The 25,599-nt window shown below is 63.1% G+C and carries 27 protein-coding genes; 6 read left to right on the top strand and 21 right to left on the bottom strand.

Annotation, left to right across the window (positions count from 1 at the left end):
* Positions 1-75: 75 nt before the first annotated feature.
* Positions 76-1,881, top strand: a complete 1,806-nt coding sequence (locus tag BM438_RS00935; RefSeq protein ID WP_093632494.1) for an AMP-binding protein — start codon at positions 76-78, stop codon at positions 1,879-1,881.
* A gap of 128 nt (positions 1,882-2,009) precedes the next feature.
* A complete protein-coding gene (locus BM438_RS00930) occupies positions 2,010-2,957 on the top strand; it encodes a DUF1571 domain-containing protein (RefSeq protein WP_093632761.1) in 948 nt (315 codons plus the stop codon).
* 4 nt (positions 2,958-2,961) lie between these two features.
* Here BM438_RS00930 and BM438_RS00925 read toward each other — a convergent pair whose 3' ends face one another.
* From BM438_RS00925 to BM438_RS45285, 6 genes are all read right to left on the bottom strand, one after another.
* Positions 2,962-3,369: a hypothetical protein gene (locus BM438_RS00925; protein WP_093632493.1), complete on the bottom strand. Its 408-nt coding sequence runs from the start codon at positions 3,367-3,369 to the stop codon at positions 2,962-2,964.
* Between the two features lie 33 nt (positions 3,370-3,402).
* The gene (locus BM438_RS00920) at positions 3,403-4,980 is read right to left on the bottom strand and encodes an FAD-binding oxidoreductase (RefSeq protein ID WP_093632492.1); all 1,578 of its coding nucleotides are present in this window, start codon (positions 4,978-4,980) and stop codon (positions 3,403-3,405) included.
* A gap of 39 nt (positions 4,981-5,019) precedes the next feature.
* Positions 5,020-5,514 (bottom strand): hypothetical protein, encoded by a 495-nt coding sequence (locus BM438_RS00915; RefSeq protein WP_093632491.1) that lies wholly within the window; start codon positions 5,512-5,514, stop codon positions 5,020-5,022.
* A gap of 248 nt (positions 5,515-5,762) precedes the next feature.
* A complete protein-coding gene (locus tag BM438_RS00910) occupies positions 5,763-6,617 on the bottom strand; it encodes an anti-sigma factor (protein ID WP_093632490.1) in 855 nt (284 codons plus the stop codon).
* A complete protein-coding gene (locus BM438_RS00905; RefSeq protein WP_054034633.1) occupies positions 6,617-7,159 on the bottom strand; it encodes an RNA polymerase sigma factor in 543 nt (180 codons plus the stop codon). Before BM438_RS00905 ends, BM438_RS00910 begins: the two co-directional genes overlap by 1 nt.
* A gap of 15 nt (positions 7,160-7,174) precedes the next feature.
* On the bottom strand, positions 7,175-7,312 hold the full coding sequence (locus BM438_RS45285; protein ID WP_167378275.1) for a hypothetical protein: 138 nt from the start codon (positions 7,310-7,312) through the stop codon (positions 7,175-7,177).
* 351 nt (positions 7,313-7,663) lie between these two features.
* Between BM438_RS45285 and hfq the strand changes: the two genes are divergently transcribed.
* Positions 7,664-8,173 (top strand): RNA chaperone Hfq, encoded by a 510-nt coding sequence (gene hfq, locus BM438_RS00895; protein WP_093632488.1) that lies wholly within the window; start codon positions 7,664-7,666, stop codon positions 8,171-8,173.
* A gap of 20 nt (positions 8,174-8,193) precedes the next feature.
* On the opposite strand, the gene BM438_RS00890 is transcribed toward hfq, so the two are convergent.
* Positions 8,194-8,421 (bottom strand): hypothetical protein, encoded by a 228-nt coding sequence (locus BM438_RS00890; RefSeq protein ID WP_093632487.1) that lies wholly within the window; start codon positions 8,419-8,421, stop codon positions 8,194-8,196.
* Positions 8,422-8,731: 310 nt separating this feature from the next.
* Between BM438_RS00890 and BM438_RS00885 the strand changes: the two genes are divergently transcribed.
* Entirely contained in the window at positions 8,732-8,923 is a 192-nt protein-coding gene (locus BM438_RS00885) for a hypothetical protein (protein ID WP_093632760.1), read from the top strand.
* 501 nt (positions 8,924-9,424) lie between these two features.
* Here BM438_RS00885 and BM438_RS00880 read toward each other — a convergent pair.
* The 14 genes from BM438_RS00880 to BM438_RS00815 all read right to left on the bottom strand — a co-directional run bounded on the left by BM438_RS00880 (position 9,425) and on the right by BM438_RS00815 (position 23,280).
* A complete protein-coding gene (locus tag BM438_RS00880; protein ID WP_093632486.1) occupies positions 9,425-10,129 on the bottom strand; it encodes a DUF2968 domain-containing protein in 705 nt (234 codons plus the stop codon).
* 47 nt (positions 10,130-10,176) lie between these two features.
* Positions 10,177-11,568, bottom strand: a complete 1,392-nt coding sequence (locus BM438_RS00875) for a sigma 54-interacting transcriptional regulator (RefSeq protein WP_093632485.1) — start codon at positions 11,566-11,568, stop codon at positions 10,177-10,179.
* A gap of 15 nt (positions 11,569-11,583) precedes the next feature.
* Entirely contained in the window at positions 11,584-13,380 is a 1,797-nt protein-coding gene (locus tag BM438_RS00870) for a TadG family pilus assembly protein (protein WP_093632484.1), read from the bottom strand.
* Between the two features lies 1 nt (position 13,381).
* Positions 13,382-13,759, bottom strand: coding sequence for a DUF3613 domain-containing protein (locus BM438_RS00865; RefSeq protein WP_093632759.1), 378 nt, complete (start codon positions 13,757-13,759; stop codon positions 13,382-13,384).
* A 37-nt stretch (positions 13,760-13,796) separates the two neighbouring features.
* Complete coding sequence (locus BM438_RS00860) at positions 13,797-14,678, bottom strand: tetratricopeptide repeat protein (protein ID WP_244179205.1); 882 nt, start codon at positions 14,676-14,678, stop codon at positions 13,797-13,799.
* Positions 14,679-14,688: 10 nt separating this feature from the next.
* Positions 14,689-15,702, bottom strand: coding sequence for a type II secretion system F family protein (locus tag BM438_RS00855; protein WP_093632483.1), 1,014 nt, complete (start codon positions 15,700-15,702; stop codon positions 14,689-14,691).
* 2 nt (positions 15,703-15,704) lie between these two features.
* Positions 15,705-16,718, bottom strand: a complete 1,014-nt coding sequence (locus tag BM438_RS00850) for a type II secretion system F family protein (protein WP_093632482.1) — start codon at positions 16,716-16,718, stop codon at positions 15,705-15,707.
* A complete protein-coding gene (locus BM438_RS00845) occupies positions 16,711-18,111 on the bottom strand; it encodes a TadA family conjugal transfer-associated ATPase (protein WP_093632481.1) in 1,401 nt (466 codons plus the stop codon). The genes BM438_RS00850 and BM438_RS00845 overlap by 8 nt, the downstream gene beginning before the upstream one ends.
* Positions 18,112-18,114: 3 nt before the next feature.
* The gene (locus BM438_RS00840; RefSeq protein ID WP_093632480.1) at positions 18,115-19,356 is read right to left on the bottom strand and encodes a fimbrial protein; all 1,242 of its coding nucleotides are present in this window, start codon (positions 19,354-19,356) and stop codon (positions 18,115-18,117) included.
* A gap of 132 nt (positions 19,357-19,488) precedes the next feature.
* Positions 19,489-20,886, bottom strand: coding sequence for a type II and III secretion system protein family protein (locus BM438_RS00835; protein ID WP_093632479.1), 1,398 nt, complete (start codon positions 20,884-20,886; stop codon positions 19,489-19,491).
* 41 nt (positions 20,887-20,927) lie between these two features.
* Complete coding sequence (gene cpaB, locus BM438_RS00830; RefSeq protein ID WP_093632478.1) at positions 20,928-21,872, bottom strand: Flp pilus assembly protein CpaB; 945 nt, start codon at positions 21,870-21,872, stop codon at positions 20,928-20,930.
* 91 nt (positions 21,873-21,963) lie between these two features.
* The gene (locus BM438_RS00825) at positions 21,964-22,461 is read right to left on the bottom strand and encodes a TadE/TadG family type IV pilus assembly protein (RefSeq protein WP_093632477.1); all 498 of its coding nucleotides are present in this window, start codon (positions 22,459-22,461) and stop codon (positions 21,964-21,966) included.
* A complete protein-coding gene (locus BM438_RS00820; protein ID WP_093632476.1) occupies positions 22,458-22,958 on the bottom strand; it encodes an A24 family peptidase in 501 nt (166 codons plus the stop codon). The genes BM438_RS00825 and BM438_RS00820 overlap by 4 nt, the downstream gene beginning before the upstream one ends.
* Before the next feature lie 142 nt (positions 22,959-23,100).
* Positions 23,101-23,280: a Flp family type IVb pilin gene (locus tag BM438_RS00815; protein ID WP_093632475.1), complete on the bottom strand. Its 180-nt coding sequence runs from the start codon at positions 23,278-23,280 to the stop codon at positions 23,101-23,103.
* Between BM438_RS00815 and BM438_RS44570 the strand changes: the two genes are divergently transcribed.
* Both BM438_RS44570 and BM438_RS00810 read left to right on the top strand, forming a co-directional pair.
* Positions 23,267-23,479, top strand: coding sequence for a hypothetical protein (locus BM438_RS44570; protein WP_143131626.1), 213 nt, complete (start codon positions 23,267-23,269; stop codon positions 23,477-23,479). The two genes, BM438_RS00815 and BM438_RS44570, sit on opposite strands and share 14 nt — an antisense overlap.
* A 459-nt stretch (positions 23,480-23,938) precedes the next feature.
* A complete protein-coding gene (locus BM438_RS00810; protein ID WP_093632757.1) occupies positions 23,939-25,522 on the top strand; it encodes a collagen-like triple helix repeat-containing protein in 1,584 nt (527 codons plus the stop codon).
* Positions 25,523-25,599 lie beyond the last annotated feature (77 nt).

Here is a 25,599-nt window from a genome sequence, read left to right as displayed (position 1 = left end):
CGCCTTGATGACTTCAATGACTGGCTGCAAGACCAGCATACAAACCGATGAAGCGATTGCTTCAGGAGACGACCGATGACCCAGCCCACGCAAGTCCCGCTCTCGCCCGCCGCCGGATCCACACCGCTCGCGAATGCAGCGGACCCGGCGCCCAGTCAGGCAGCGAATCGCGCGCCCAACACCGACGGCATCTGGTACGCGTCCTATCCTGCTGACGTCCCGCATGAGATCGACGTCAACCAGTACGAATCGGTCGTGCAGTTCTTCGACGAATGCATCGCGAAGTTTCGCGAGCGCGTTGCGTATGTGAGCGTCGGCGCGAACATGACGTACGGCGAGCTCGGCCGTAAGGCGGCCGCGTTTGCCGCGTATCTGCAAAGCATCGGCGTGAAGCCCGGCGAACGTGTCGCGATCATGCTGCCGAATACGTTCCAGTATCCGGTCTCGCTGTTCGGCGTACTCAAGGCGGGCGGCGTGGTGGTCAACGTGAATCCGCTCTACACGGTGCGTGAACTCGCCCATCAATTGAAGGACAGCGGCGCGCAAACCATCATCGTGTTCGAGAACTTCGCGAAGACCGTCGAAGACGCGCTGCCCGGCACCAAAATACAGAACGTCATCGTGACGGGTCTCGGCGATCTGCTCGCCGACGGCCTGAATCTGAAGGGACGTCTACTCAATTTCATGCTGCGCCATGTGAAAAAGATGGTGCCGGAATACAAGTTGCCGAAAGCGGTGCCGTTGCTCGACGCGCTCTCGATCGGTTACACGCGGCCGCTGACGCCCGTGCGTCCCACGCACAACGACATCGCCTTCCTGCAATACACCGGCGGCACCACGGGCGTGGCCAAAGGCGCGATGCTCACGCACAGGAACATCATCGCCAACCTGCTGCAGGCGAAGGTCTGGTCCGAGGGGCAGTTGAGCGGCGACATCGAAACGGTGCTCACGCCACTGCCTCTCTATCACATCTATTCGCTGACGGTGAACGCGCTGATCTTCATGGGCCTCGGCGGACGCAACATCCTGATCGCCAATCCGCGCGACATGAAGCGCGTGATGATGATCATCCGTCACGAGAAATTTACCGGTATCACCGCGGTGAACACGCTCTACAACGCGTTCCTCGACAACGAAGAATTCTGCAAGCGCGACTTCTCGAACCTGAAACTCGCGATGGCCGGCGGCATGGCCACGCAGAAGTCGGTCGCCGATCGCTTCAAAGCGGTCACCGGCAAGCCGATCATCGAAGGCTATGGGCTGACCGAGTGCTCGCCGATCGTGTCGATGAATCCGGTGGACCTGACCAATCTGCGCGACTTCGAAGGCTCGATCGGTTTGCCCGCGCCGTCCACGCAAGTACGTTTCAGGAAAGACGACGGGTCGTGGGCAAACATCGGTGAAGCCGGCGAACTGTGCGTGAAGGGTCCGCAGGTAATGAAAGGCTACTGGAACCGTCCGGAAGAAACCGCCAAGGCGATCGACGATGACGGCTGGCTCGCTACCGGCGACATCGGCGTGATGGATTCGCGCGGCTTCATCCGCCTGATCGACCGGAAGAAAGACATGATCCTGGTGTCGGGCTTCAACGTCTATCCGAACGAAATCGAAGACGTGATCGCGATGCTTCCGGACGTGCGCGAAGTCGCCGCAATCGGCGTGCCCGATGAGGCGCAAGGCGAGCGCGTGAAGGTATTCATCGTCAAACGCAACCCGTCGCTGACCGCGGACCAGGTGATCGCCCACTGCCGCAAGAACCTGACAGGGTATAAGGTGCCGAAGCTCGTCGAATTCCGGGACGAGCTGCCGCAAACCAATGTCGGCAAGATTCTGCGCCGCGCGCTGCGCGACGAGGAACTCGCGAAGCAAAAACCTGCCTGACAGGCAAGGCGCCTGGCACCATGCCTTGCGCCATCCTTTCGGAGAGATTCATGAAGCACAGCATGTCCGCACGCTCACGCCGCTCGCCGGCCTTCATGCGCCTCGCCCGTTTTTCGTCGGAGACCGTCATGTTGGGTGCGTCTCTCGCCGCTTCATGGCGTGCGGTTTCGTTACGGGGACTTCTGATCGGCGCGCTGGTGGCCAGCGTCGCCGCTCTGGCAACGCCAGCGGCGTTCGCGCAGAACGACGACACGCCGCCCGCTCTCGACACCGCTAACGCCGTCAAGGCGCCCACCACGCCCTCCTCGCAGGTCGGCAAGCTCACGCTCGATCAGCAAGTCAAGTGGCTGCGCGCTGCGCAACAGAGCGGCGCCATGGAAAAACTCGACGACGCGCAACTGGTCGCCCTGTTCCAGTCGCTCGATCCGCTTGCGTTACCGCGCTACATCAAGGAAGGGCCAAACGGTTTTCCGTCATATGAGTTCACCATGTCGCGCTCGGAACGCATTCACGGCCAGTGGCCCGACAAGCCCGATCACATGCTGGTGCGTATCGCCCACGATCCGCTGCGAATCTACGCAAAGTGGCTGCCCGACGGCGCGCACGCCGGCCAGGAAATCATCTACGACGAGTCCAAACGCACCGACGAAATGTATGGTCACCTCGGCGGCATCATGAACGTGATGCCGCTGTGGACCTCGCTGACCGGTGCGCTCGCCCGTGCGCAATCGAACCACCAGGTGCGCGATCTCGGCACCGAGTACATTGCTGGCCAGTATCTCTCCGAAGGCAAGAAATACGTCGAGGCCGGCTTGCCGCGCTCGACTCAGGTGGAAGTGAAAATGATCGACGGCGTGCGCGTGGTCGCCTTCACCTTCGAAACGCCGAACGGCCAGCCGCAGTTCTATGCGAAGAAAGAAACGCTCGGGCTGGATCTGCGGCATCCGTATTTCCGCACCGTCGAGTCTTATGACAACGACGGCAAGATCTTCGAGAAGATCGTCTTCGAAAGCATCACGCCGAAAACGTTCGACGACTCCACCTTCGATCCAAAGAACAAGGCTTATAAGTTCTAGGGTTCTAGCGGATAAGGCGCGGCGTCAGCGCGAAAGCGACATGCGCGACGGGCCCCGCGCCCTGCTCGTAGCTGTGCTCGACCAGTTGGCCCACGCGGGTGGCAAGCTCCCTGAGCACGAAGTAATCGGATACGCGTGTGAGGCCGATCAGCGACGCTGGCGATTGCCCGGACGTCTGCCCGAATCGCAGTGCAAGTGTCGTGTACCAGAGTGCACCGATGTCGTCACCGGCTTCGAAGACGGGCAGTTTCATGTGTGCCACGTAGGCGGCGAATGCGGGGCCGCCGGCGAGCGTGGAATCGATCACGGCAAACGTATCGTGGCGAGCGGCTGCGTCAGCGAGCCACGGCCACACGCCCCCTGCCGCGGTCGAGAGCCATGCACCGGTCATCATGAAAGCGCGTCGGTCCATTTCCTGTTCACCTCACTCACTGACTCACTCGCCTCAGGTATAACCCCGCCGGTCGCGCCACGCTGCCGGCCAGATCCCCTGCTTGCCCGGCGCGAGAATGCCGTTCGGGTCGAGTGCGTCCTTGATCGTTTCCGAGAGCCGCAGCAACGCGCCGTCGTTGAAACTGTACTGCGCCGCCGCGAAATCCATATACGCGAGATGCGCGCGATATTCGCCGTAACCCGCCGCGCGCGCATCGCTCATCAGCGACCGCAATAGAGCACCCGCCTGCTCGACCTGATTCGCGTCGTCGCGGTCGAAGATCGCCGCGAAGATGTGATGCAGATGACGCACGCCCGCCGTAAAACCGCCGTAGTAATCGAAGCCATATTCCGCCGCGCGCATCTTGACCATCGAATATTGACGCAGCGCGTCGCGCCCGGTCGCTGGGCACACCGGCGCGAAGTCCACATGCGCGCCCGCGCCGCCGCGCCAGTCGAGCATGCGAAACGCGCTCATCGCGGGGATGCCGGCCAGGTTGCGGTCGCCGCCCGCGGTGGGTTGCGCATCGCCCTTATAACGGACCGCCGACAGTTTTGCCTGTGGCACGCGAGCAAACGCGCGCTGCACGATCGCATAACGCGCGTCGATTACTTCAGGCGTGCCGTATAGCGCGAAATGAAGATTCCAGCGGCCCACGTTCAGCTTGTCGAGCATGGCGGCCACCGCGCTTTCGGGCATCGCGCCTTTGCCTTCGTACCACTGCTGACGGGCCGACAGTCCCGCGGCCCTGCGCAAACCGCCTTCGATCACCGCGTTGTTGCGGATCGTTTCATCGAGCCGCAATGGCCGCAAAATATCGACGATCGTTTCGAGGTCCTCTTCATGCCGGAACTGGATTTCGCCGAGCAGATACGCGGGCGGCGCGGGCATTAGCCAGACACCGAGCTTGGTGACGATGCCGTAGTTCGATTGCATGAACATCGCATCGAAGGAAGGCCCAAAGCCCGGTTGATACAGTTGCCAAGCGGTGCCGATTTCGATTCCGCCCATCCCGGTTCGCAACACGTCGCCGTTGGCGAGCACCACTTCCATGCCGCACTGCGTCGCCGCGTGATCGCCGTACGCGGTATAGCCGAAGCCGCGCTCGAGCGTATTGCCGACCACGCTGCCCCAACCCGCAGCAGGCGGATCGACCCAGAGCTTGTAGCCCTTTTCGCGCAGATGCGCATAGAGATCGAAGTAGCTGACGCCCGGTTCGACCAACGCGTAGGCGAGCGTCTCGTTCACTTCGATGATGCGATTCATCCGCTGCAGATCGAGCACGACTGAACCCGCCAGTCGCGGTGCGGCGCCACCGTATGCGAAGTTGCGTCCGGTCGAGACTGTCCACAACGGAATGCGAAATTGATTGGCAATCCGCAACACTGCGCGAATCTCGTCGACCGATGCGGGCAACAGCGCGGCCGACGCGGAAAACGCTTCGCGCTCGCCGGGCGCGAACGGATCGAGGTAGGAGGCGAGCCCGGCGGCCGAGGTCACCACGTACGACTCGCCGACGATCGCGCGCCAGCCGGCGAGCGCGCGATCGAACCCGGCGGCGGAAACTTTCGGCGGCAAGCTACGCGTCAAGGCATCTCCTTTGCGGCGATACGTGTGTGCGGCGGCAAGCTAGCGGTGCATCCCGCCACCGCCGTGCGACATGCCATGCGACATGCCGCCCCACATGTGTGCCGACCCGCCGCCGTGCCAGCCACGCCCACCCATTCCGTACGATCCGTGCACATAATGCACGTGATCCATGTGATGAAAATGATGAAAACGGTCGACGAAAATGACCGACACGCCGCCAAACAACACCGGCGGCCCCCAGTACCACGGATCGTTGTAATACACCGGCGCCGGCGCCATAGCCTGTGCGGCGGCATCGTCTTCGACGATCTGCCAGCTGCCGTCAGGCTGCTGGCACGCGCGGCCGCTGACCTGCTGCATGACGCCGTCGATTTCCGCCTGGCCCACCACAAAACGGCAGGTCGACGTGTCAGTCGACGGCGCATTCGCATTCGCATCCGATTGCGCTTCGACCGGCGCCGCGTAAACGGCGCACAGGCACAGACACGCTACGCCGAAACGCAGCCGCGTGCCGAACTGATGAGAAGTAAGCATGATTTCGCTGCCTCGACGCGCCGGCGTTGCGACTCGCAAAAAGCGTGTCGACACCGTAAAGACCCCGTCGGTTTGCCTCGCACGAGACCCTGCCGTACCAGTGAGCTTGCAAGGAGGAACAGCATGATCCTGCATCGAGTAAACGTTGCGCCGCGCGACGCTATTCCGGCGGCGCACGCGAACGCACGGCGTTTCTGTTACCGCGTGTTGCAGCGGAATCCAATGGGGTGCTCGCCGTGCGCTCAGTGCTACTGCCAGGCCTCCGGCTTGCCGCCTAGCGCGCTGCATACTTCGATGGCAATCGAGCGCAGCTTGTCTTCCGAAATCGGCCCGGATAACGCGTAGCCCATGCGGTCGCTGACCCAGTAGAAGGTCCGGCGGTTACCGTCGCGGAACAGGCGGAACGCGGTTTCGTCGCGAGCAATTCCGGTGATGTACAACGTGAGGCGCGCGCCGCTGGTATTTTCGTACATGAACTGCGCGGCCGGTCCTGCTTCGCCGGGCAACAGACGCCCACCCACCAGCGAATAACCGTACTCCTGCAACGACGGCACCGACAGCGGCCGGTTCAGCCGTTTGGACAGCCAGTTGATCAGATGCTCTTCCTCGTTCGCGGCGACTTCGACCGGATGACGCCGCTCGGGCGTGTACACCGCGTAGGCGATATCGGCGCGTTCGGCAAAGCTCGGCGGCTGGCCGCCCAGACCGTTCCACGCGCCGCCTGTCAGACGCGGGGCGAGCGGCCCCAAGGCGAGCGCGATTCCCGCGCCGGCTGCGAGCCAGCACGCCGCGAGACCGACGCGCTGCCACCACGGCGTCGGCCGCCGCACCACGATGAAGGCCGGCTCGTCGTCCGCGTCGCTCTGTCCGACGCTTGGTCCGACGCTCTCGCTGCGTTCGCTGCGCTGCGGCGCACCACACAGCGCCTGCAGCGCCGCTTTTTGCGCGCGCCACGCCGCGACTCTGGCGGCAGCCTGCGGCTGCTGCGCCAGTTGCGCCTCGATCGCGGCGCGCTCCCCAGCCGGCAATTCTCCGTCGACAAACGCCGACAGCGCCCGCAGATCGGGCTCCTCAGGCAAGCTGGAATCGTGGTCGTTATTCATCACGGATTTCTCACTACTTTCAGCGGCGGGACTTTTCGCGCCAACCCCACAGCGCCCCCTTCAAGCGGCCCCTCCGTCATCAGCACGCGCATGTGTTCCCGCGCGCGCGACAGCCGCGACATCACCGTGCCGATCGGCACGCCGAGCGCTTTCGACGTTTCCTGATAAGACAGTTCCTCCACGCAAACGAGCAGCAGCACTTCTCGCTGCTCGACCGGCAGGCAATACAGCGCCCGCTGCAGATCACGCAACACCAGACCGTCGACCTCGCCATGCGGCGCTTCGAGATTGCGCCACGGCGCGCTTTCGTCGTCAACGGCAATTTCGCGGCGGCCGCGCAACTGATCGATGTAAAGATGCCGCAGAATCGTCAGGAGCCACGCACGCAGGTTGCTGTTCGGACGGAACGCCGACCAGCGCGCGAGCGCGCGCTCCGCCGTATCCTGCACGAGGTCGTCGGCCCAGGCGCGGTCTCCCGTCAGTGCGCGCGCGTAGCGGCGCAACTGCGGGAGCCACGAAATCACTTCCGCTTCGAAACTCACCCGGCGTGGCAATGCTCAGTAGCCACCGCCACTACTATTGTTACCGCTGGCGCCCGAAGCGCTGCCGTCAGTGGTGCAGCCGCTCGTTGCGAGCGAGCCGAGCGCGAGCGCCAGCAGCACGAAGGTGGCGGAAAGAATGCGGGATACTTTCATGGTCAGTCTCCTGATGAGCGCCCGGCCGGCGCCTGCGAACCGGGGATCCGATCGGCCACGTGCGAAATGCAACGCTGCCATGTCTGACATAACGTGGGCAGGCTGTGTTTTATTCCATGTGTAGCACCGGCACGAGCTATCTTTTTCCGCCGCCCCGTTCGGGCGCGCCGAACGGGGCCGATGAAGGCGCTATTCGTCGGCAGATTCGTAACTCAACGTTACAGCTAATAGTTATCAGATGCTTATGTCCGCGCAAGCCGTTATAGTGGACGCAGTTCGCCCGCCGACGCGTTCTGCCCCCACACAGGGTAGAATCGCGGCGAACAACCGTCTTTCTAACCTGAATTGTCCATGGCTTCCGCAGAATCGCATCCGCAAAACGACTTCATGAACGCTGCGCGCAAAGAACGAAAGCGCGTCGAGATCTATCTTGTCAACGGCATTCGCCTGACGGGGTGCATCGAGTCGTTCGATCAGTATCTGGTGATGCTGCGCACGCCTGTCGGCCTGCAAGGCATCTACAAGCGCGCGATCTCGACGATCCAGCTCGACACCGGCACACGTCCGGCGCCGCGCGCCGGTGGGCGGCCTTCGCACGGCGAGCACACCACGCGTGGCCCGCACGGTTCGCGTGAACCGCGCGATCACCGTGAGCCGCGGGAACCGCGCGAATCATATGGCGCGCCGTCTTCGGATCGCCCTGCGTCCGACCGTAGCAGCAGCACGTCCGACGGTCCGGTGGTCGTAACACGCCGCCGGCGTCTGTTCGGCACGGGCGGCGGCGACGGTGGCAACCATGGTGGCGGCAATCATGGTGGTAATGGTGGCACCGGCGGTGGCACCAGCGGCGGCAACGAATAAAGCGCCGTTTTGGCGGCCGGCTACTCCGACGGATAGCCGAGCCGCTGCAAGATTTTCTCTAGCCGCATCACCTGCAATTCCGTCAGCTCGAATCCGCATTTGACCGCCAGCACGCGGCGGCGCCAGTACACGGCGTCCAGCATGCGTAGCGCCGGTTGCCGTGTTGCCCAATCCAGATGTTCCAGTTCGGCTTCCACCACGTGTGACGCGTTGAAGCGCTGCGCGCGCGCCGGTTTTTTTCGGTCCATGTCGTTCGCTGCCTAGTTGTTCGCTGCTTCTGTTTGCTCCCCTCCCGAGCTTGAACGTTGCCCGTTCACGGTATGCCGTGGTTTTTTTGCCGGGCTGTTTGGCCGGCGGGTGCTTTTGTTGTCAGGCGACATTCGGAGAACGACTTGATGCGGGTTGGTTTTAAGTTTTGTTTTTTGCCTGGTGGTTTCTGGTTTCTGTTTTTTTGGGGTTTGAAGGAAATGCTTACGGTGAGAGGTTGTTCGGCTGATGCTCGGCCGGGGTTGCTTTGCGCTATGCTGGGTTGTTGAGTCTCTTCTCGTGGAGTACGTCATGACCAAGTCGAAGCAGCATGCAACTCATCCGAAGGAAGCGGTGCAGCCGCCCGCTCAGTCCGCCGATAGTCGGCTCGATGAGGCTCTCGAAGAAAGTTTTCCTGCTAGTGATCCGATTGCAGTTGATATGAGTGAGCCGCGGCACCCGGCTGTGGATGAAGTGCCTTCGGCGGGGAAGAAACGGCATTAGGTTTTGGGTTTTTCCTTCGCGGGGCGCGTGTTTTGGTGGGGCCCTGGGGTTTTGGGCTTTCCTTGATCTGTTATTGGTCTATTAGCGTTGCCCCTGTGCGGGGCGGCACTTACTTTCTTTGCCGCCGCAAAGAAAGATAAGCAAAGAAAGCGGCTAGAAGCCCCTGCTAAGTGGGCACCGTGGTCTGCTACGGGTAGTGGTGCGACTGGAATCCGTGTTCTCGCACACTCCGCGCTAGTGACAAAGGAGTCATCAGCTCCCACTCCGCACTGCGTGCGTCGCGGACGGGTTTGCATAGGAAACCAGGGGCGTGGGAATGTCTGTTCGTGTGGCGGGGGTGCTTCGGGAATGAGGCTTTTGGCTGCGGGGATAGATGACTTACGTTACTAGGCGGCTTGTACGTCTAGTTTTTTGTTCGGCTTGTGCGCCGTTTGTTCTCTCGATGGGGTGGGCGGCGCTTTCAAAGCCGCCTTGCCCGCCCATCTTCCGGTAGTCCCGCGGTCAATGCGACGGCAGGCCGGTTTCCAGTTGGCGCTGCAGTTCGCGGACCTGGCGTTGTGCGGCACGCAGTTGGTCTTGCGCGGCAGCCTTCTGCTGTGCCAGTGCCGTTGTTTCGGCGCGGGTTTGTTGCTGCTGGTTCGCAACAATCGTCTGCTGCTGATGCGCAACGTCGAGGTCGGCCTGCAAGCGGTTGGCTCGGTCCTGCGACAACGCGATCATCCGCTCCGTGAACGCCTTCTGCGCTTCCAGCTGCGTGCGGCGAATCTCGACGTCCGACAGTTGCAGCGTCTGACGCGCAAAATCCTTGTAGATCATGTCCGCACGCGTGGCGTCCTGCGTCTTGATGACGCGCCAGAAGTTCTTCTGCTGGAACAACGCCACGTAGTACGTCATCTCCTTGCCATAAAACAGCAAGCTCGCTCCATAGCTGCCGTTGTATGTCGTGCGCAATTCGCTCAGATCCGAACCCCGGATCATCTGCTGCAATTCCGCCACATTACCCGCTGCAGACTGCCTGGCTTCGTCCGGCGTCAAGGCGCTTGTCTGCGCCTGAGTGGACGGCAACGCCGTTGTCGTGCCCGGCTGGGAAACGACGCCAGCGCTCGACCCGCTATCCGGCAAAGCCTGAGCATTCACGCCCTGCACGGCCCCCATCGCGATGAATGCTGCCAGGGCAATCTGCCGTAGTTTCGACTTTCGGTCCATGTAAATCCTGCTTGAACAGTTTTTGTTTTAGTACAACCGTCTCATTATTACTCACTTTCGCGTGTTTCGGGCTCTTCATCAAAAATTTGGTACTTACGCATCTTCTCCCACAAAACCTTACGGCTGATCCCCAAATACAGGGCTGTGTCCTGCCGGCGCCAACCGTTTGCGTCGAGCGCGGCCAGCACGCGATTGCGCTCGGCCATGTCCCATTTGCTGCGATCCACCAGCACCTCAGCGGCGCTCTCCGCCGGCACCGGCTGGCTGGTGCGCGCAAGCGCGAGCAGCCGCTGCAGGCGCGCCGCGTCCCACGCGCCGATCTGACGCACCGTCACGCCGATCCGCTCGGCCAGGTTGCGCAGCTCGCGCACGTTGCCGGGGAAGTAGGTGTCGGCCACCGCGTCGGCGAGCCAGTACGGCAGGTCCGGCAACGCGGAAAGACGCTCGCTGCCGACGATCTGCGCAATGAACGCCTTGAAGATCGCAATCTTGTCGACCGCGCCCCGCTCTTCGAGGGACGGAATCTTCAACTCGATCACTGCAAGCCGATAGTAAAGATCGGCGCGGAAGGTGCCGTCCTTGACCAGTTGCGGTAAATGCTTGTTGGTTGCCGCCACCAGCCGGAAATCGAGCTTCACAGGCGTGGCCGAACCGATTCGCGTGACCGCGCTGTCTTCGAGCACGCGCAGGAGCTTGACCTGCTGGTAGAGCGGCAGATCACCGATTTCGTCGAGGAACAGCGTGCCGCCGTCGGACTGCTCGAAGTAGCCCTTGTGCGCGACCACCGCGCCGGTAAACGAACCTTTCGAGTGGCCGAAGAACAGCGATTCGAACAGACCGTCCGGAATCGCGCCGCAGTTCACCGCGACGAACGGCCCCTGGCCGTAGCGGGTATGTTTTTCGTGCAGCAGTTGCGCGATGCGCTCCTTGCCGACGCCGGTTTCGCCGTGCACCAGCACGCTCGTGTCGCAGTCGGCAAACGTGTCGACTTCGTGCAGCAGCGCCTGCATGCACTCCGAGTTGGCGATCATCGCATCCGACTCATGCGTCTTGGCGCTGTGCGCGCGCAATTGCAGCACCAGCTTCATGACCATGCCGCGCAATTCGGCGCAGGTGAAGTCGAGCGGGAGGATGTGCGAGTAGTCGGACGGGTAAGTCGCCGGATCATGGTCACGCGGCGCGGCGCCGACCCACACGACGGGAATGCCGTGCGCGGCCTGCCAGTCGCGCATGAGCAGCGCGCCGCTGTCGATCACCGACACGCTGATGATCGCGAGCGACGGCCGCAGCGCGGTCCGCTCAGGCGAGATCGCGATATCGTCCGCACGGATCACTTCGACGTCGAAGCTCGCCATGCAGCGCGCAACCCGGTCGACGATGTCGGCCTTGCCTTCCCAGACGTAGATATCGAGTTCCTCGATTTTGGGGTTGGTTCTCATCTTGTCTTGGTTACGCTAGTTGACCAGTTGCGAGACGCCGCATGTCAGCGACATGTTATGGAGCGTGGCGGTGCCGACCTGAACGCCCAGCAGTGAAAGCGTCGGAACAATAAGGGTGTTAAGCAGGCTAAATACGCCTTGAAGCACCGGCGTCAGGGCGGTCGTCACGAGCGAAAGAATCGGGGTAAGGAGACCGTTCAGAATGCTGCTACCCAAAACGCTGACGGACAACGCCGTCGGTAGCTGCTGAAACAACGTCGTGCTCAACGAGGCGAGATCGCTGCCGAGCGCGTTAGAGTTCACCGGGGGCGGAGTGACGTCGAAGCTGCCGGAAGAACCGTTGATCGTCACGGGCGTTGTTCCGGGCGAGATCTGATACGGCCCGAGGTTGTTCAATGTGATGGCGACGGCGGGGCTTCCCAGCAACGAGACGGACGCGACGTTGACGGTGCCGGAGCTGGAACTCGGGCAGGAGGCGTTCGCGCCCACACAAAGCGATGCGATGCCCGGCGTCACCTGGATCGTGGCCTGGGTAGCCGCCTTGGTGCTTTCGCAATTTACCGGATCCAGTGTCGCTGTGCCCGGCGCGACCGCCAGTGTTACCACTACCGGTGTACTGAGCACCGAGATTGTAGCGATACCTAGGTACAACGGCGGCAGCGGCGCCAGACTGAGGGCCAGGTTGACCACTGCCGTGCGCGCGATCGTGCGGGAGGTGGTGACGCCATTGACCGTAGTCGTCCCGCCCTCACCCACCGCCAGCGCCGGTGGATTCAGGATCTGCAGCGAAATATTGGCCAAGCCTGCCAAGCTAGCCGCCACATTGATCACCGGTGCATTGCCCTGCGAGCCGTCCGGACTGCGCTGCGCGATCTGCGCGGCGACCAGCAACGCGTCGAAGGCGTTGATGGTCGCGGTCGCCGCCGCATTGGGATTGGCGAGCCCAAGCGCGAGCAAACCCGGCGCGGACTTGCCGCCATCTCCCAAGGTGATGTTCTGACCGCCAGGAATCGCGACGGCCAGCGTCTGCAGAATCGCCGCATTGACGGTATCGCCACCGGCCTGCAACGCCTTGACCATCGCAACCATCAGCGTCTGGTAGCTCACCGTCGTGGCAAGCAGGCCCTGCATGTTTGCCGCGCCCAGCGCGACCATCAAATTCCCGAGCGAGACATGCGCCGTGGCGAGGCTCTGCATGTCTCCCACGCTGAGCGACACGCTCGTATTCAGCAACCCGCCGAGGATCGCGTTCAACAGCGCTGATTGTTGCGTATTGATCGTCGCGATGCCGGTGCCAAGCGAGAACGCGTCGATGTTCGATGCAAACGCGGTCGAAGTCGCAGTCACGGTGCGCGACGGTCCGAGGAATAAATATGGTACGACCTGGCTCGTCTGCACCTGCACGGCGTTGAGCGGATTGCCGGTCGTGCCGAAATAGGTATTGGAGCTCGTGTCCCAGCGTCCACAAGTCGTGTTGAGAATCGTCTTGGTGCCGTCGGCGGTGAAACCGTTGGACGCCGCATTCTGCTGCGCGGCCGCAGTCGCCGTCGTGCAGGCGCCCGATGTGCTGATGACCTGGACCGCAGCCATCGCAGCCAGATCCGCCGTACGTTGCAACTGCCTGCGCACGGCAAACACATTGCCGATGTCGATCGCACCGAGCGCTGCGATCGCGATGCTTAGCCAGATCACCGCCAGAACCGCGACCGCGCCGTGCTGGCGGCGAGCGCCAGGCATCGACGCGCCGCCGCGCCAGGCGCGTAGCGAGCGCCGATAGCGAGCGGCCACGGTAAAGGTCGAAGAATTGCGCATGTCAGTTCGAACCGATGCCAGGACCAGTTCCGCCGGTTGCGCCCATCGCGCCACCGCCGCTACCGCTGCCCGTACTCAGCGCCGACCCGTACAAGTCGGGAATCTTGCTCTTGAACGATTCCATGTAACGACGGTAGGCAAGCCCGGCTTCGGCGCCAAGCATCGGCAGCGCGGGTGCAGCTTCCGTGTTGCTGCTTTGCAGGTCGAGCCATGTGCGGGTCGAGTGGCCCACTTCGCTTGCCCGGACCGACGGCTGCGTGGCCTCTACCGGCTGGGCAGCGTCGTTTGTTTGCGCGAGCGCTGAAGCCGCCATGCCCATCGCCACACCGAAGCAAAGCACCGATGCCTTCCAACCCCGCTTCGTTGTTCTGTCATTCATCTCGATTCCCCTGATTTCCTGATCGGTCACTGAGCGCTCATTGCGCGAACCGCTGCAATAAACGCGGCGCCGGTTCGATACCCTGCGCGTTCGCGACCGTGCCGGTGCCTGCGCTCGCCTGCCCGAACTGTTGTTGTGGTTGCGCTCGCGACCCGTGTGTTTGCGCGCGTCCCGCTGCGGCTACCTTCGCCGCATCGCCGCGAATCGCCGCGCGCACGTCCGGCGTGAACTTCTGCTGGTTCATCACCGCCAGCGCCTGTGCCTGGTCGCCGTTGGCAAGCAGATAAAGCACCATGTTGCTGACGATCTTCGGATTGTTCTGATCGAGCTCGGCCGCCTTCATGAGCGGCACGCGCGCGCCGTTCACATCGCCGTCGCGCAGCTTCGCGTAGCCGAGATCCGACAAGGTCACGGCATCGGTCGGCGCGAGTTGCGCGGCCTGCTGCAGTTCCTGCGCAGCACGCGCAAAGTCACCGGCCGCGCCGGCGATCAGACCAAGCCCACGATAACCGCGCGTGGCGAGCGGCGTCTTCAGCAACTGGCCGTAGGCAGTCGCAGCGGCATCAGGTTGATCGGTCATCCGCAACGCGTCGGCGCGCAGCAAAATCGTGTCGGGGCTTACGCCGTACTGCTTTTCGTATGCGTCGATATGCGCGAGCGAGGCGAAGTAAAGTCCTTGCGACTGCATCTGATCGATCAGTCCGAGATACATGCCGGGCGTGTCCGGCGCGGGATCGCGATTGGCTTGCTGGGCCATCGCCGCACGCTCGGCCTGCGGCCCGACGCCGTAACCCACGACGTCTTTGGACGCGCACGCGCCAAGCAGGCACAACGCTGCCAACGCCACGCTACAACGTGTGGCACGGCGCGCGCTTTGAGCCGGGCGCGTCAGAAGTTCGAACGATAGACAGTGAGCCATTGCAAAATCCTTACCGATGCATCGTGCGCAACGAATGCTGGACAGCCAGCACGCCCGGTCCCGCTGTGACGATCATCAGCGCGGGCAATAATGTGATGATCATCACGCCGGTCATCTTCACGGCGAGACGGCCAATGCGTTCGCGCAGCATCGCCCGGCGCGATTCGCGCAGGCGGTCGCCGAACTGCTTGAGTGGTTCCTGAACAGCGCCGCCGTGCCGGTCGACCTGCACCAGCAGGCGCACGACTGCGCGCAAATCCTCGTTGTCGTAACTGGAAGCCAACCGGTTCAGCGACTGCTCGCGGGTGCGACCCGTCGCAAACTGGCGCTGCGCGATTTCCAGCTCGCTCGAGAGCACCGGCAGCATCGTGCGGAAATCGTTGACCATCACTTGCAAGCTCTGATCGAGCGACAAGCCCACGCCCTGCAGCAGGCGCAGCAGATCGACCAGCAGCGGCAATTCGTCGACCACCCCGAGCCGGCGCTTACCAGCTCGCCGCCTCAGGACGACCTTCGGCACCATGAAGCCTGCCATGATCGAAATGACCACCAGCATGACGTAGCGCGGACCGTCCAGAGAGCCGCGGGCGATGGCGCCGACCACCACCGGCAGCACCAGCGCGCCTGCCAGCCGCGCCACCAGAAACAGGCCGCGCGTGCGCGTGTCCACGAAGCCGCACTGCTCGAGCAAGCGGCGGTCTTCCTCGGCCACGACCTGGCGGCCGAACGGCGTGTCGAGCCAGCGAATCCCGGTATGCGCGAAGCGCTCGAGCAGTCCTTTCAAACCCTTGGGCCGCACGTTCCGCAAAGCCGCGTTCGAGGCGCTCTGAGCACCGTCCGCGCCACGTGCAGCCGCCGCGGCCGCGAGCGCCGCGGTTTGTAGTGCGCGTTCGTCGAGCGCGTGTCTAAGCGTGCGTTCGCTGCGCCGCACGGCGGCCACGCGCGCCAACACCAGGCCGGCAATCAACAGCAGTCCGAGCGCGGCCAGAGCCAGTGCGAGAGCAACGAATTGATCGACTTGCATCGTCATGTCCTCAGATTCGCGAGGCGATACAGCAGGTAGGCGCCCACCATCTGCAACGCGAATGCCAGATAGACGAGTTGCCGCCCGGTCGGATCGAACCACATCGACGCGAAATACTTAGGATTGGAGAGGATCAGAAAACCACCGATACCGATCGGCAACATTGCCAGAACCCACGATGACAGCCGCGTTTCGGCCGACATTGCGACGAGTTCGCGCTCGGCCTGTTCGAGATCGCGCATGAAAGACGCCATGCGGTCGAGCATCACGTCGGCACGCCCCCCGTACTTGACCGACAGACGCAGCACGGCGCCGACCAGTTCGAGTTCGCGCACGCCATAAATCAGCGCGACCTGAGACAATGCGCGATCGATTTCGACACCGGTACGCAGCATCCGCGACACATAGTCCAGACAATCCCGCAGTGGTGCCTCGGTGGTTTGCAACGCCGCCTGAAACGCAGCGGGCACGCTATTGCCGAGCGTAATCAGACGCACGATACCGTCGAGGAACAGCGGCAATTGACGCACGATCTGTTGACGACGCTTGTTCGCGCGCATCGTCAACATAAAATAGATGAACATCGCGCACGCAATCAGCGTCGCACCGGCGGCGAGCACGCCGCCCACCAGCATGGCCCAGGCGCACAGCACCAGCACGATTGCGCCAGCAATCGCGGTAGGACCCTTGGCACTGGCAATGCCCGCGCGAACCATCGCATGTTGGACCATAAAGCGCACGCGCGCTCGAAGGTAGCGCCCTCGCACGAGCCAGCCCGCATCAGCCGGTGGCGCTTGCGGTGCGATCGCGGCAGACGCCGCGGCGGCACGCGCGGGCGCAGCGCGCGGACCGCCGCCCGCCCCCACGCCGGCCGGCATGGCCACCGCCATACGGCTATCGATATAGCGCTCAGTGCTCGCCTGGTCTTTGCGTTGCGCGCCGCGTTGCCATAGCAACAACGCGAGCGCCGCGCATAGCAGCGCGAGCGCCGCGAAGACCAGTACCGCACTAGACATTGAAGCCTCCACCGAAGCCGCCACCGCCGCCTCCAAAGCCACCGCCACCGAAACCGCCACCGCCGCCGAAGCCCGCGTTGCCAAACCCGCTCTGCGCCTCGCCACCGCCCAATGCCTGGCGGAAACGCGCCAGTTTCGGCGAATGCGGATGAATGCCCAGCGACACCCAGTTATCGAGTTCGTCGCCCTCTGCAGTTGCGACCGGCTCGTAGCGATACAGCTCCTGAGTCGCGATGATGTTGTCCGACAGACCCGTGACTTCCGTGATCGACAGAATCCGCCGGCGCCCATTCGAAAGCCGGCCGATCTGCACGATGAAGTCGATCGCATTGGCGATCTGCCGGCGCAAGCTCGACTCCGTGCCCTGGAAGCCCGCGAACCCGGCCAGCATTTCGAGGCGGTACAGACATTCACGCGGCGAACTGGCGTGCACGGTGCCCATCGAACCGTCGTGGCCGGTGTTCATCGCCTGCAGCATTTCGAGCACCTCGCCGCCGCGCACTTCGCCGACGATGATGCGGTCCGGCCGCATCCGCAAGGTGTTGCGCAGCAGGTCGCGAATCGTCACGACGCCCGCGCCGTCAAAGCCGCCTGGACGGCTTTCGAGCCGCACCACATGCGGGTGGTTCAGCGACAGTTCAGCCGTGTCCTCGATCGTCACGACCCGCTCTGGCTCGGGGATGTGGAACGCCAGCGCATTGAGCAGCGAGGTCTTGCCCGAGCTCGTACCGCCCGACACGAGCACGTTGCAGCGCGCGGCGACCGCCGCTTCGAGCAGCGCGCCGATCTCCGGGCTGTAGGTGCCGTTAGCGAGCAGGTCCTCGGGACGCATCGGATCTTTGCGGAACTTCCGGATCGAGACGATCGGCCCGTCGATCGACAACGGTTCGATCACCACGTTCACCCGCCCACCGTTCGGCAGGCGCGCGTCGACCATCGGATTCGATTCGTCCAGACGCCGTCCGATCGGCGCGAGAATGCGCCGCACGATGCGCAGCAGATGCGCATTGTCGGCAAAGCGCACCTGAATCTTGGTCAGGATGCCGTGACGCGACACGTAGACGTCGTTGTAGCCGTTGATCAGAATATCCTCGACGGCCGGATCGGCGAGCAAGTCCTCGATCGGGCCGAAGCCCGCCAGTTCCTTAGTCAGCGCCTCGGCGATCAACCGCACTTCACTCTCGTTGATCGGTATCCGGCGCAGCCGTACAAAGCTGTCCATCTCCAGATCGACGAACTGGTTGATCGCGTTACGCGACCAGCGGCCGAACTCGGAGCCGAGTTCTTCGATACGCGTCAGCAGATGTTCGTGCGCAGCGTTCTTGATGTCCTGGAACTGCTGGCTATGCGCGAACGAAGGCGCGTCGTCGGCAAATTCGATTTCTTTTGCCATCGTCTATGACCGCTTGTAAGTGGTTGGAATGAAGCGCTTGAGCACGCCGAGCGCCGATTTGCTGCGTGCTTGCGCGGCCCCGCGCGCAGCGCCGCCGAGCCGTTCGATCAAAGGTTCGAGTGCGCGCACATACGGATCGCGCGCCGCGACATCGGCCAGCAGGTGTCCCTGGTTGACCGCCTGGCCGAGCGAGATGCGCCGCTCAGGCAAGGTGGCGAGCAACGGAATATCCAGACGCTGCGCGATCTGCGCGGCGGCGAGACCGAGGTCGGCGTCGAATTTGTTGACGATCAGCTGCACGTTCGCCGTATCCACGCCCTCTTCGCGCAACGCGTCGAGCACGCTGACCGCCGAAACGATCGAGGCGACACCCTGATCGCACAGCAGCCAGGTTTCGTCGGCGGCCTGCACGACGTGAGAGATGAACTCACTGTTGGTAAAGCCACCGAGATCGACGATCTGCTGATCGAAAAACGCGCGCAGCCGGTTCAACAAACCGATCGACGAGGAATACGACACCTCGCGCATGTCAGCGAGATTCGGCGGCAGCGTGGTGAGCGCGAGACCGCTGGAGTGGTGCGACAGTGCGGTGTGCACGAAGGTCTGATCAAAGCGGCGCAGGTTGCGTACGGCTTCGACGAAATTGAATTCGCTGCGCGTATTCAGGAGCAAGGAACCGTCGCCGGCCGGCAGGCCGAGATCGAGCAACGCAGTTTGCCGACCTTGCGCGACATCGCGCCGTTGCAGCATCACCGAGAGATTGGCGGCCAGCGTGCTCACACCCATTCCGACACGCGCACCTAGCAGCGCAATGACGTTGCCATGACGGCTGACCGGTTCGACGAGGTTGTCCAGAACCTGGCGCGTAATGCGCAACGCGTCTTCGGCGGGCGCGGACAGGTCGATGAAATCGCGCACGCCGGCACGCAGCGCAGCCAACGCGCTTTCGGGTTCAGCGAGCGAACCGAGCGCGACGATCTGCATGCCGGGATAAGCCGTGCGTACCGTGCTCGCCGCGGCACTCGCCGCCGCGGCGCGGCCACCGGAAAAGTCGACAAACACCAGTGACGGATTCAGCGCGGCAATGCGCTGCATCAGCATCGAGGGATCGAGTGTCGCCGCTTCGACCACACCTGCACCCACCAATGTATCGGCGAGCCAATGCACGTGTTCGTCGGCCAGCGACGCAAACACGAAATAATCGGTGACCGCCCGTTCAGTCAATGAATGCGTTCTCGCGTTCATGTTGGACATCCTTATGCGGCATGGGCTGCGAAGCCCCCGCGTCGTACTGCCTGCCAGCGCGCCCGCGCGGTTCGCGCGCATGCTGGCTCACTGCTCCACCGATCCGGCGCGCCGTCTGGGCGCCCGCCGGCTTCACTTCGAAAATCCCGGCGCTGCATCGCGCGCCGCCACACCGCCCATCAGCGAACGCCACACCGGCCCGTTACGCTGCTCGGACTGCTCGCCCGGCGTCGACGGCAAGGTCGCCCCCTTCGCCAGCGGCGACACCAGATGCGGCGTCACGATGATCACCAGCTCCTTCTCGTTCTGCTGGTAATTCAGCTGCTTGAAGAAGGTACCGATGATCGGCAGATCGCCGAGCAAAGGCACCTTCGAGACATTCGATGCGGTCTCGCGGTCGATCAGGCCGCCGATCACGAAACTCTCGCCGTCGCCGAGTTCGACCGTGGTGTCCGCACGCCGCGTGGTGAACGCGGGCACCGACACGCCGCTGATCGTCACGGCATTGGCAAAATCCAGCTGGCTCGCTTCGGGCGCCACCTTCAACGCGATGCGTTGCGGGCTCAACACGGTCGGCGTTAGCGTGAGTCCGACGCCGTACGGCTTGAACTCGATCGAGGTCGAACCGAGCGCCTGCGGCACGGGAATCGGCACCTCGCCACCGGCGAGGAAACTGGCGCTCTGCCCGGATAGCGCCACGAGTGTCGGTTCGGCCAGCACGCGCGCAAGATTGTTGCTCTCCAGCAGGCTCAGGTTCGCGAACAGCCCGTGCGTGGCGGAGTTAAAAATCAGGTTGAACGCCGACGAAATCGGCGTCGTAGCCGTCGTTTGCGGCTGCTGCCCCGCGGTCGCAGAAACCGAGGTCAACGCCGATGGCGCAAACGAGCCGAACGAAAAACCGTTGTTCTGCTTGAAGAAGTTGAAGCCCACTTCCTTGAGCACCGAGCGGCTGAACTCAACCACCCGCACATCGACCTGCACCACCGCGCGGCTCGCCACCGTCGACGTGTCGAACACCGCACCGTCCTTGCCAAGCGAGCCTTCCGCCGCGACCACGGCGCGCTGATGCGCCTCCATCGTCGCCGACGAGCCGGAGACCACCGCCGTGCCACCGAGCACCTTGACGGCCGGTGTATCGGGTCCGAGCAGTGAAGCCGCTGCCGGCGTGATGACGTTGACCGTATACATCAGTGGCGCCTCGCGGTCGCTTGCCCACAGCATCAGGTTGGTCGTGCCCGCCGCCTTGCCAACAAGGAGCACGCTGCCGCGCTTGTCGCCCTTGATGATCAGCACATCGGCCACTGCGGGGTCGCCGATCGCGACACGCTTGAGCGTGTGGCCGGTCGCGAGCGGCTGCTGCGCGCCGACCTTCAGGTCGATGGTTTGCGAGGGCGTAGCCTGAGCCGCCTGGGGCACTGGTGTGGATTGCCCACGCTGCACCGGACCCGCCGCGTCAGTCGCAGCCGATACGGTGAGCAACGCCAACCCGAGCCACACCGCTTTCCCGAAAACAAAAATCCGTTCTGTCATGTAGTTTTGGACGCGTCCGGCCGCCCGCTCCCTGAAACTGCTTACCAGGCGACCGTCTCGGCGCGCCCACCCCGTATCACTTCGATACCGCTCTTTGTACTGTTTGTGTTACCCGCGACGCGCGTAGGCGGCTGCGGTATATGCGGCAACGGCGGCCGTGCACCGGCGCCTGCTGAATTGGTGCTTCCCGATAAGGCATCAAGCGAGACGCCAGCCGCGGCGCGGGTCGAATCCTGCAGCGGCGCGGCCGCGCCGGCGACAGCAACTGTCTTCAACACGCCAGGATAGGCTGGCAACGCATTTTGATCAACTACTTCGGCATCCTTTGGATTACGTAGCGCGAAGATCAGACGGCCAGAGCTTTCGGCGAGCGTCAGGCGATCCACATCAGCGACCGGCACTGCCAGCACCGCAGTGCGCACCATGCCGTTCGGGTCGCCTGCACTGTCGCCGCTGGTGGTTGCGTTTCCGAATGCGAGCACGCGCACTTTCGACATCAGGAGACGCGCCTGGGTCCGATCAATCTCGCCCCCGTTGCCGATTGTCCCATCGCGCTTGAGCGTGAAAAACACGTCGACGAAGTTACCTGGCCGCAGCCGGTTACCAACCGCATTACCCTCGTCGACCCGCACGGCCAACGCACGCTCGCCCGGCTCGATACGCTCGGCGAGTCCTGACGACAACTGGGCTTCGAGCACCGGCGAGTCCGCACCGATCTCCGCGTTCGGCACGCGGCCAGCCAGTTGCGCCGGATCGGTGAAGGCGCCATTCGGATTGATCGGCAGCGACTGCACACGCAGTTGGTCGACTGTGATTGGCTTACCTGCCGGCAACGCGTGGGTAGCCACCACCACCGGGAAGCTTGCTTGCGTCGCAGGGGTCACAGCCACCGGCGCCGGGCGACGCGACAGCGTCCACGCGAACAGGCCCAGCAGCACTGCGACAGCGATCAGTACGCCGGCTAGAATTTTGGTCAGATTCGGCATGACGACTCACTGCTTCGGTTAAACGATGTCCTGCCGTGCGAGCGTTCGGAGCCGCGTAGACGGACATAAAGGCTGGGAGCCGGCGGGTGCGTCACTGAATATTCTCCGGATTGAGTTGTACTGTGGCGCTGCTCGACAATGTGCCAGGCAATGTATAGGTCAGCAGCGGCAAGTTCGGCACCAGCGGATTGTCGCGGTAGTTGTATGTCAGCAAGACGTTCACACACTGCATCGCGTTACTCGGGCCGCACGCCGCGGAAGATGACGTGCATTGCATGGCCTGCACCAGCGTCGCCACCATCAATTTCGCCGCCGCGCAGGCGGCGTTGCCGCGATTAACGAGTGCGTTTTGCATCGACGTGTTGCTCTGCCAGTTCAGCGCAGCGCGTGCACCTTCTTCCGCAGCGAGTGTCAGGTTCTGCTGCGCCACGAAGATCAGACTGAACGTGATGATCGAGTACAGGATCGTGAAGAACAGCGGGAACAGCAGCGCAAACTCGACAGCCGTGGAGCCGCGCTGCGCAGACGCGCGATGCACGTGGATGCGCTTGAGCGGCCGAGCCGCGCGCTGGGTCGCTACTAGCTTCACCGCAGCCCCCCGCCGAGTCCTTGCAACACGAGCCACGCACCGGCAGATACCGTGAGACAGGCGGCGTATGGCGTCGAGGCCTTGCCGGCGAGCTCGAAAGTCGGCCCGTGATGACGGACCAAACTGGCAAGCCGTGTACGAGTCGCAATCAACAGCCAGAGTGCATGCACGCCCGCGGCAAGACTAGCCGCCATCCAGAGGCCGAGCAGCGCATGCATTCCGCACCACGCGCCGAGTACCGCAAATACCTTGACGTCCGCAGCACCCATGACGCCGAGCGCGAAAAACGGCAACAACGCGGCGAAGCCGACCAGTGCTCCAATAGCTGCCTGGGTCAATAAAATACCGAAAGGCCCGCACTGAAGAAACGCGCAGGCGAATGCCGCCGCCAGACCGGCAACGACAACTGAATTGGAAATACGCCGACTGCGGCAATCGCTGATAGCGACCACCGCAGCCCAGGCGATAAATAACAAAATACCGACAGAGACATTCATTTCGCACTCGACAGGCGAAGCAACGCCATGCGAATTGCAATGCAATTCGCATTAGCCAATTTGGCGATGCGCTAAAAAACGCCTGCGAAACAAACAGACGTGAAAATGCCTGCCGCTTCGCGGGACGTTTACAGGCTGCCCTCTACGATGCTGCAGGAGCCACGATCAGGTTCGCGACGTCCTGCAGCACTGTCGAAATGTGAGTACCGAGCGAAGTAACGGCGGTCGCAATGACGAGTACAACTAACCCCGCGATCAAACCATACTCGATGGCCGTCACGCCCTTGTTATCTCTCAGGAAGCGTTGTGTGAACTTTTTCATTTTTACCCTCGGACTTTCATTTATTTCGTTTGTTTACGTGCTGCTTCGGATGGCGGAGTCTTCAGCGCTGCGGACCATTGGTCTCTCATTCCTGGTCCTGCGTGTTGCGCTGCGGAAGCACCGCCTTGCAGCCGGCTTCAATAAAACAGATGTCTATGAGCTGTCTGTTCGATTACGCACCTCCCTCGTCAATCCGTGATGCTTTCGGGTTTTATAGCCGAACAATCATATTTAAGCAATTGTCCGCTGCCCTTAGCGCGACACCATATGCGTTTTAGCGTCGTACTCAGGTTAACGGCTGTTCGTGCGTTGCAGCACATAGGAATAACCATGAGTTAGATTCGCTGCACTAATTATTTGTTTGAACAGAACGTTTCAAGCGTCCGGGGACCTCCCGCTGCGCCTGCGTTACGCCGTGTTTCGTAACGGCGCGCGCGCCTCGTTACGTTACGCAGCCATCGCAAACGTTTAGCGAATTCATTTTCTCGCGCTATATCTGGGTTAGCAGACACTCCATCAATTCATCGCAAAGCCATATCACATATGGCTTTAAGCCCCATTGCAAAAAAATCTTCTGCATTATTCAGTCGAAATGGCACGGCTCATGCAGAGGAAGGCACGCAGCAACACCCAAAAACACATGCGATGCGAGGGCGACATGAACATTCAAACGGCCAACACCACACTTCGAACAACCCTGATTGCCACCAGCGTGGCAGCAATGCTTTCTCTCGGCGCTTGCGGAGGCTCCGGAACCCTAAGTGCCGGCACCGGCGGCAGCGGTAGCGGCTCCTCCGGCGGCGCACTTTCCACCACCACGGGCAGCGGCAGCGGTTCGATGGGCTCAGGCGGTTCGGGTACCAACACCAGCAGCAACGGCTCGGGAAGCGGCTCTGGTACGGGCACCGGAACAGGAACGGGAACCGGCACGACGCCGGTGGCGAACGCGCTCGGCACGGTCGTCGGCAACGGCGGCGGCGTGGTCAACGATCTCGGCCAGACGGTCTCGAGCATCGGTAGCGTGATCGGTTCGCAAAGCCTGCCCGGCGTCAGCGCGCAAACCACCCAGGCCGCCGGCGGCATCGTCCAACAAGTCGGCTCGGCGGTCTCCACGCTCGGCACCGGCGTATCGCAAGGGCTCGGCCAGCTCGGCACCGGCGGCGACGCGGTCGGCACGACGGTCTCGAGCCTCGGTGGCGTGGTCGGTCATGTCGGCGGCGCAGTGACGGAAGCAGGCAGCCTCGTGACGAGCCTCGGCAGCGGTCCGCTCGCGCCGCTGGCAGCCATCACCACGCCGCTCGGCGGCGTCGTCAATACGCTTGGCAACGCAGTCACCAACGGCGGCAGCACGCTCACCACCGCGCTCTCGACGGGTCCGGTCCAGCAAATCACGCAAACGCTCAGCACCGCGATCACGCCGATCACGTCGATGGTCGCGGCGACCACGCAGACGATCGGCAACACGACCGGCCTCGGCGCACCGCTGAACGGCCTGCTCGGCACGCTCGGCGGCGGCCTCGGTAAGGCCGGCACGTTGATCAGCGCGACAGGCGGCAATCCGATCACGGCTGCTCTGGGTCACACGGTGACGGACACGGGCACCACGGTCGCATCGGTGGGTGGCCTGCTCACCGGCAGCACGGGCGGTAACCCGCTCGCTCCGCTCACCAGCGTACTCGGCGGCCTGACGGGAGGCACCAGCAGCGGCCCGCTCGCTCCGCTCACCAGCGTGCTCGGCGGCTTGACCGGCGGCACCAGCAGCGGCCCGCTTGCTCCGCTCACCAGCGTGCTCGGCGGCTTGACCGGTGGCACCAGCAGTGGCCCGCTTGCTCCGCTCACCAGCGTGCTCGGCGGCTTGACCGGTGGCACCAGCAGTGGCCCGCTCGCTCCGCTCACCGGTGCGCTCAGCAGCGTAACGGGCGGTCTGGGCGGCGCATCTAGCGGCAGCAGCCCGTTGGCACCCGTCACGGGTCTGCTCTCGAGCGTAACGAACGGTCTGAGCAGCGCGACCGGCGGCAGCAGCAGCCCGCTCGCTCCGGTTACCGGCCTGCTGGCGAGCGTCACCGGCGCGCTCGGCGGCGTCACGACAACGGCGGCCGCTACGCCTTCCACCACGACGACCACCACATCGAGCCCTGGCCTCTCGCTGTCGAGCACCAGCGGCAAGGGATCGGGCAGCAACCCGCTCGCTCCGGTGACGTCGCTCGTCGGTGGCCTGCTTGGTGGCCTGACGAAGAAGTAAGTAATGCTATCGAAAGAAGCGCAGTGACCGGCACCCGGAGTGCGGCCCGACAGCCGTGCCCCGGCTCTGCCGGAACC

The sequence above is a fragment of the Paraburkholderia aspalathi genome (assembly GCF_900116445.1).
Lineage (GTDB): Bacteria > Pseudomonadota > Gammaproteobacteria > Burkholderiales > Burkholderiaceae > Paraburkholderia > Paraburkholderia aspalathi.
The sequence above is the reverse complement of the archived record's forward strand: the minus strand, read 5'-3'. Positions and strand labels throughout refer to the sequence as shown.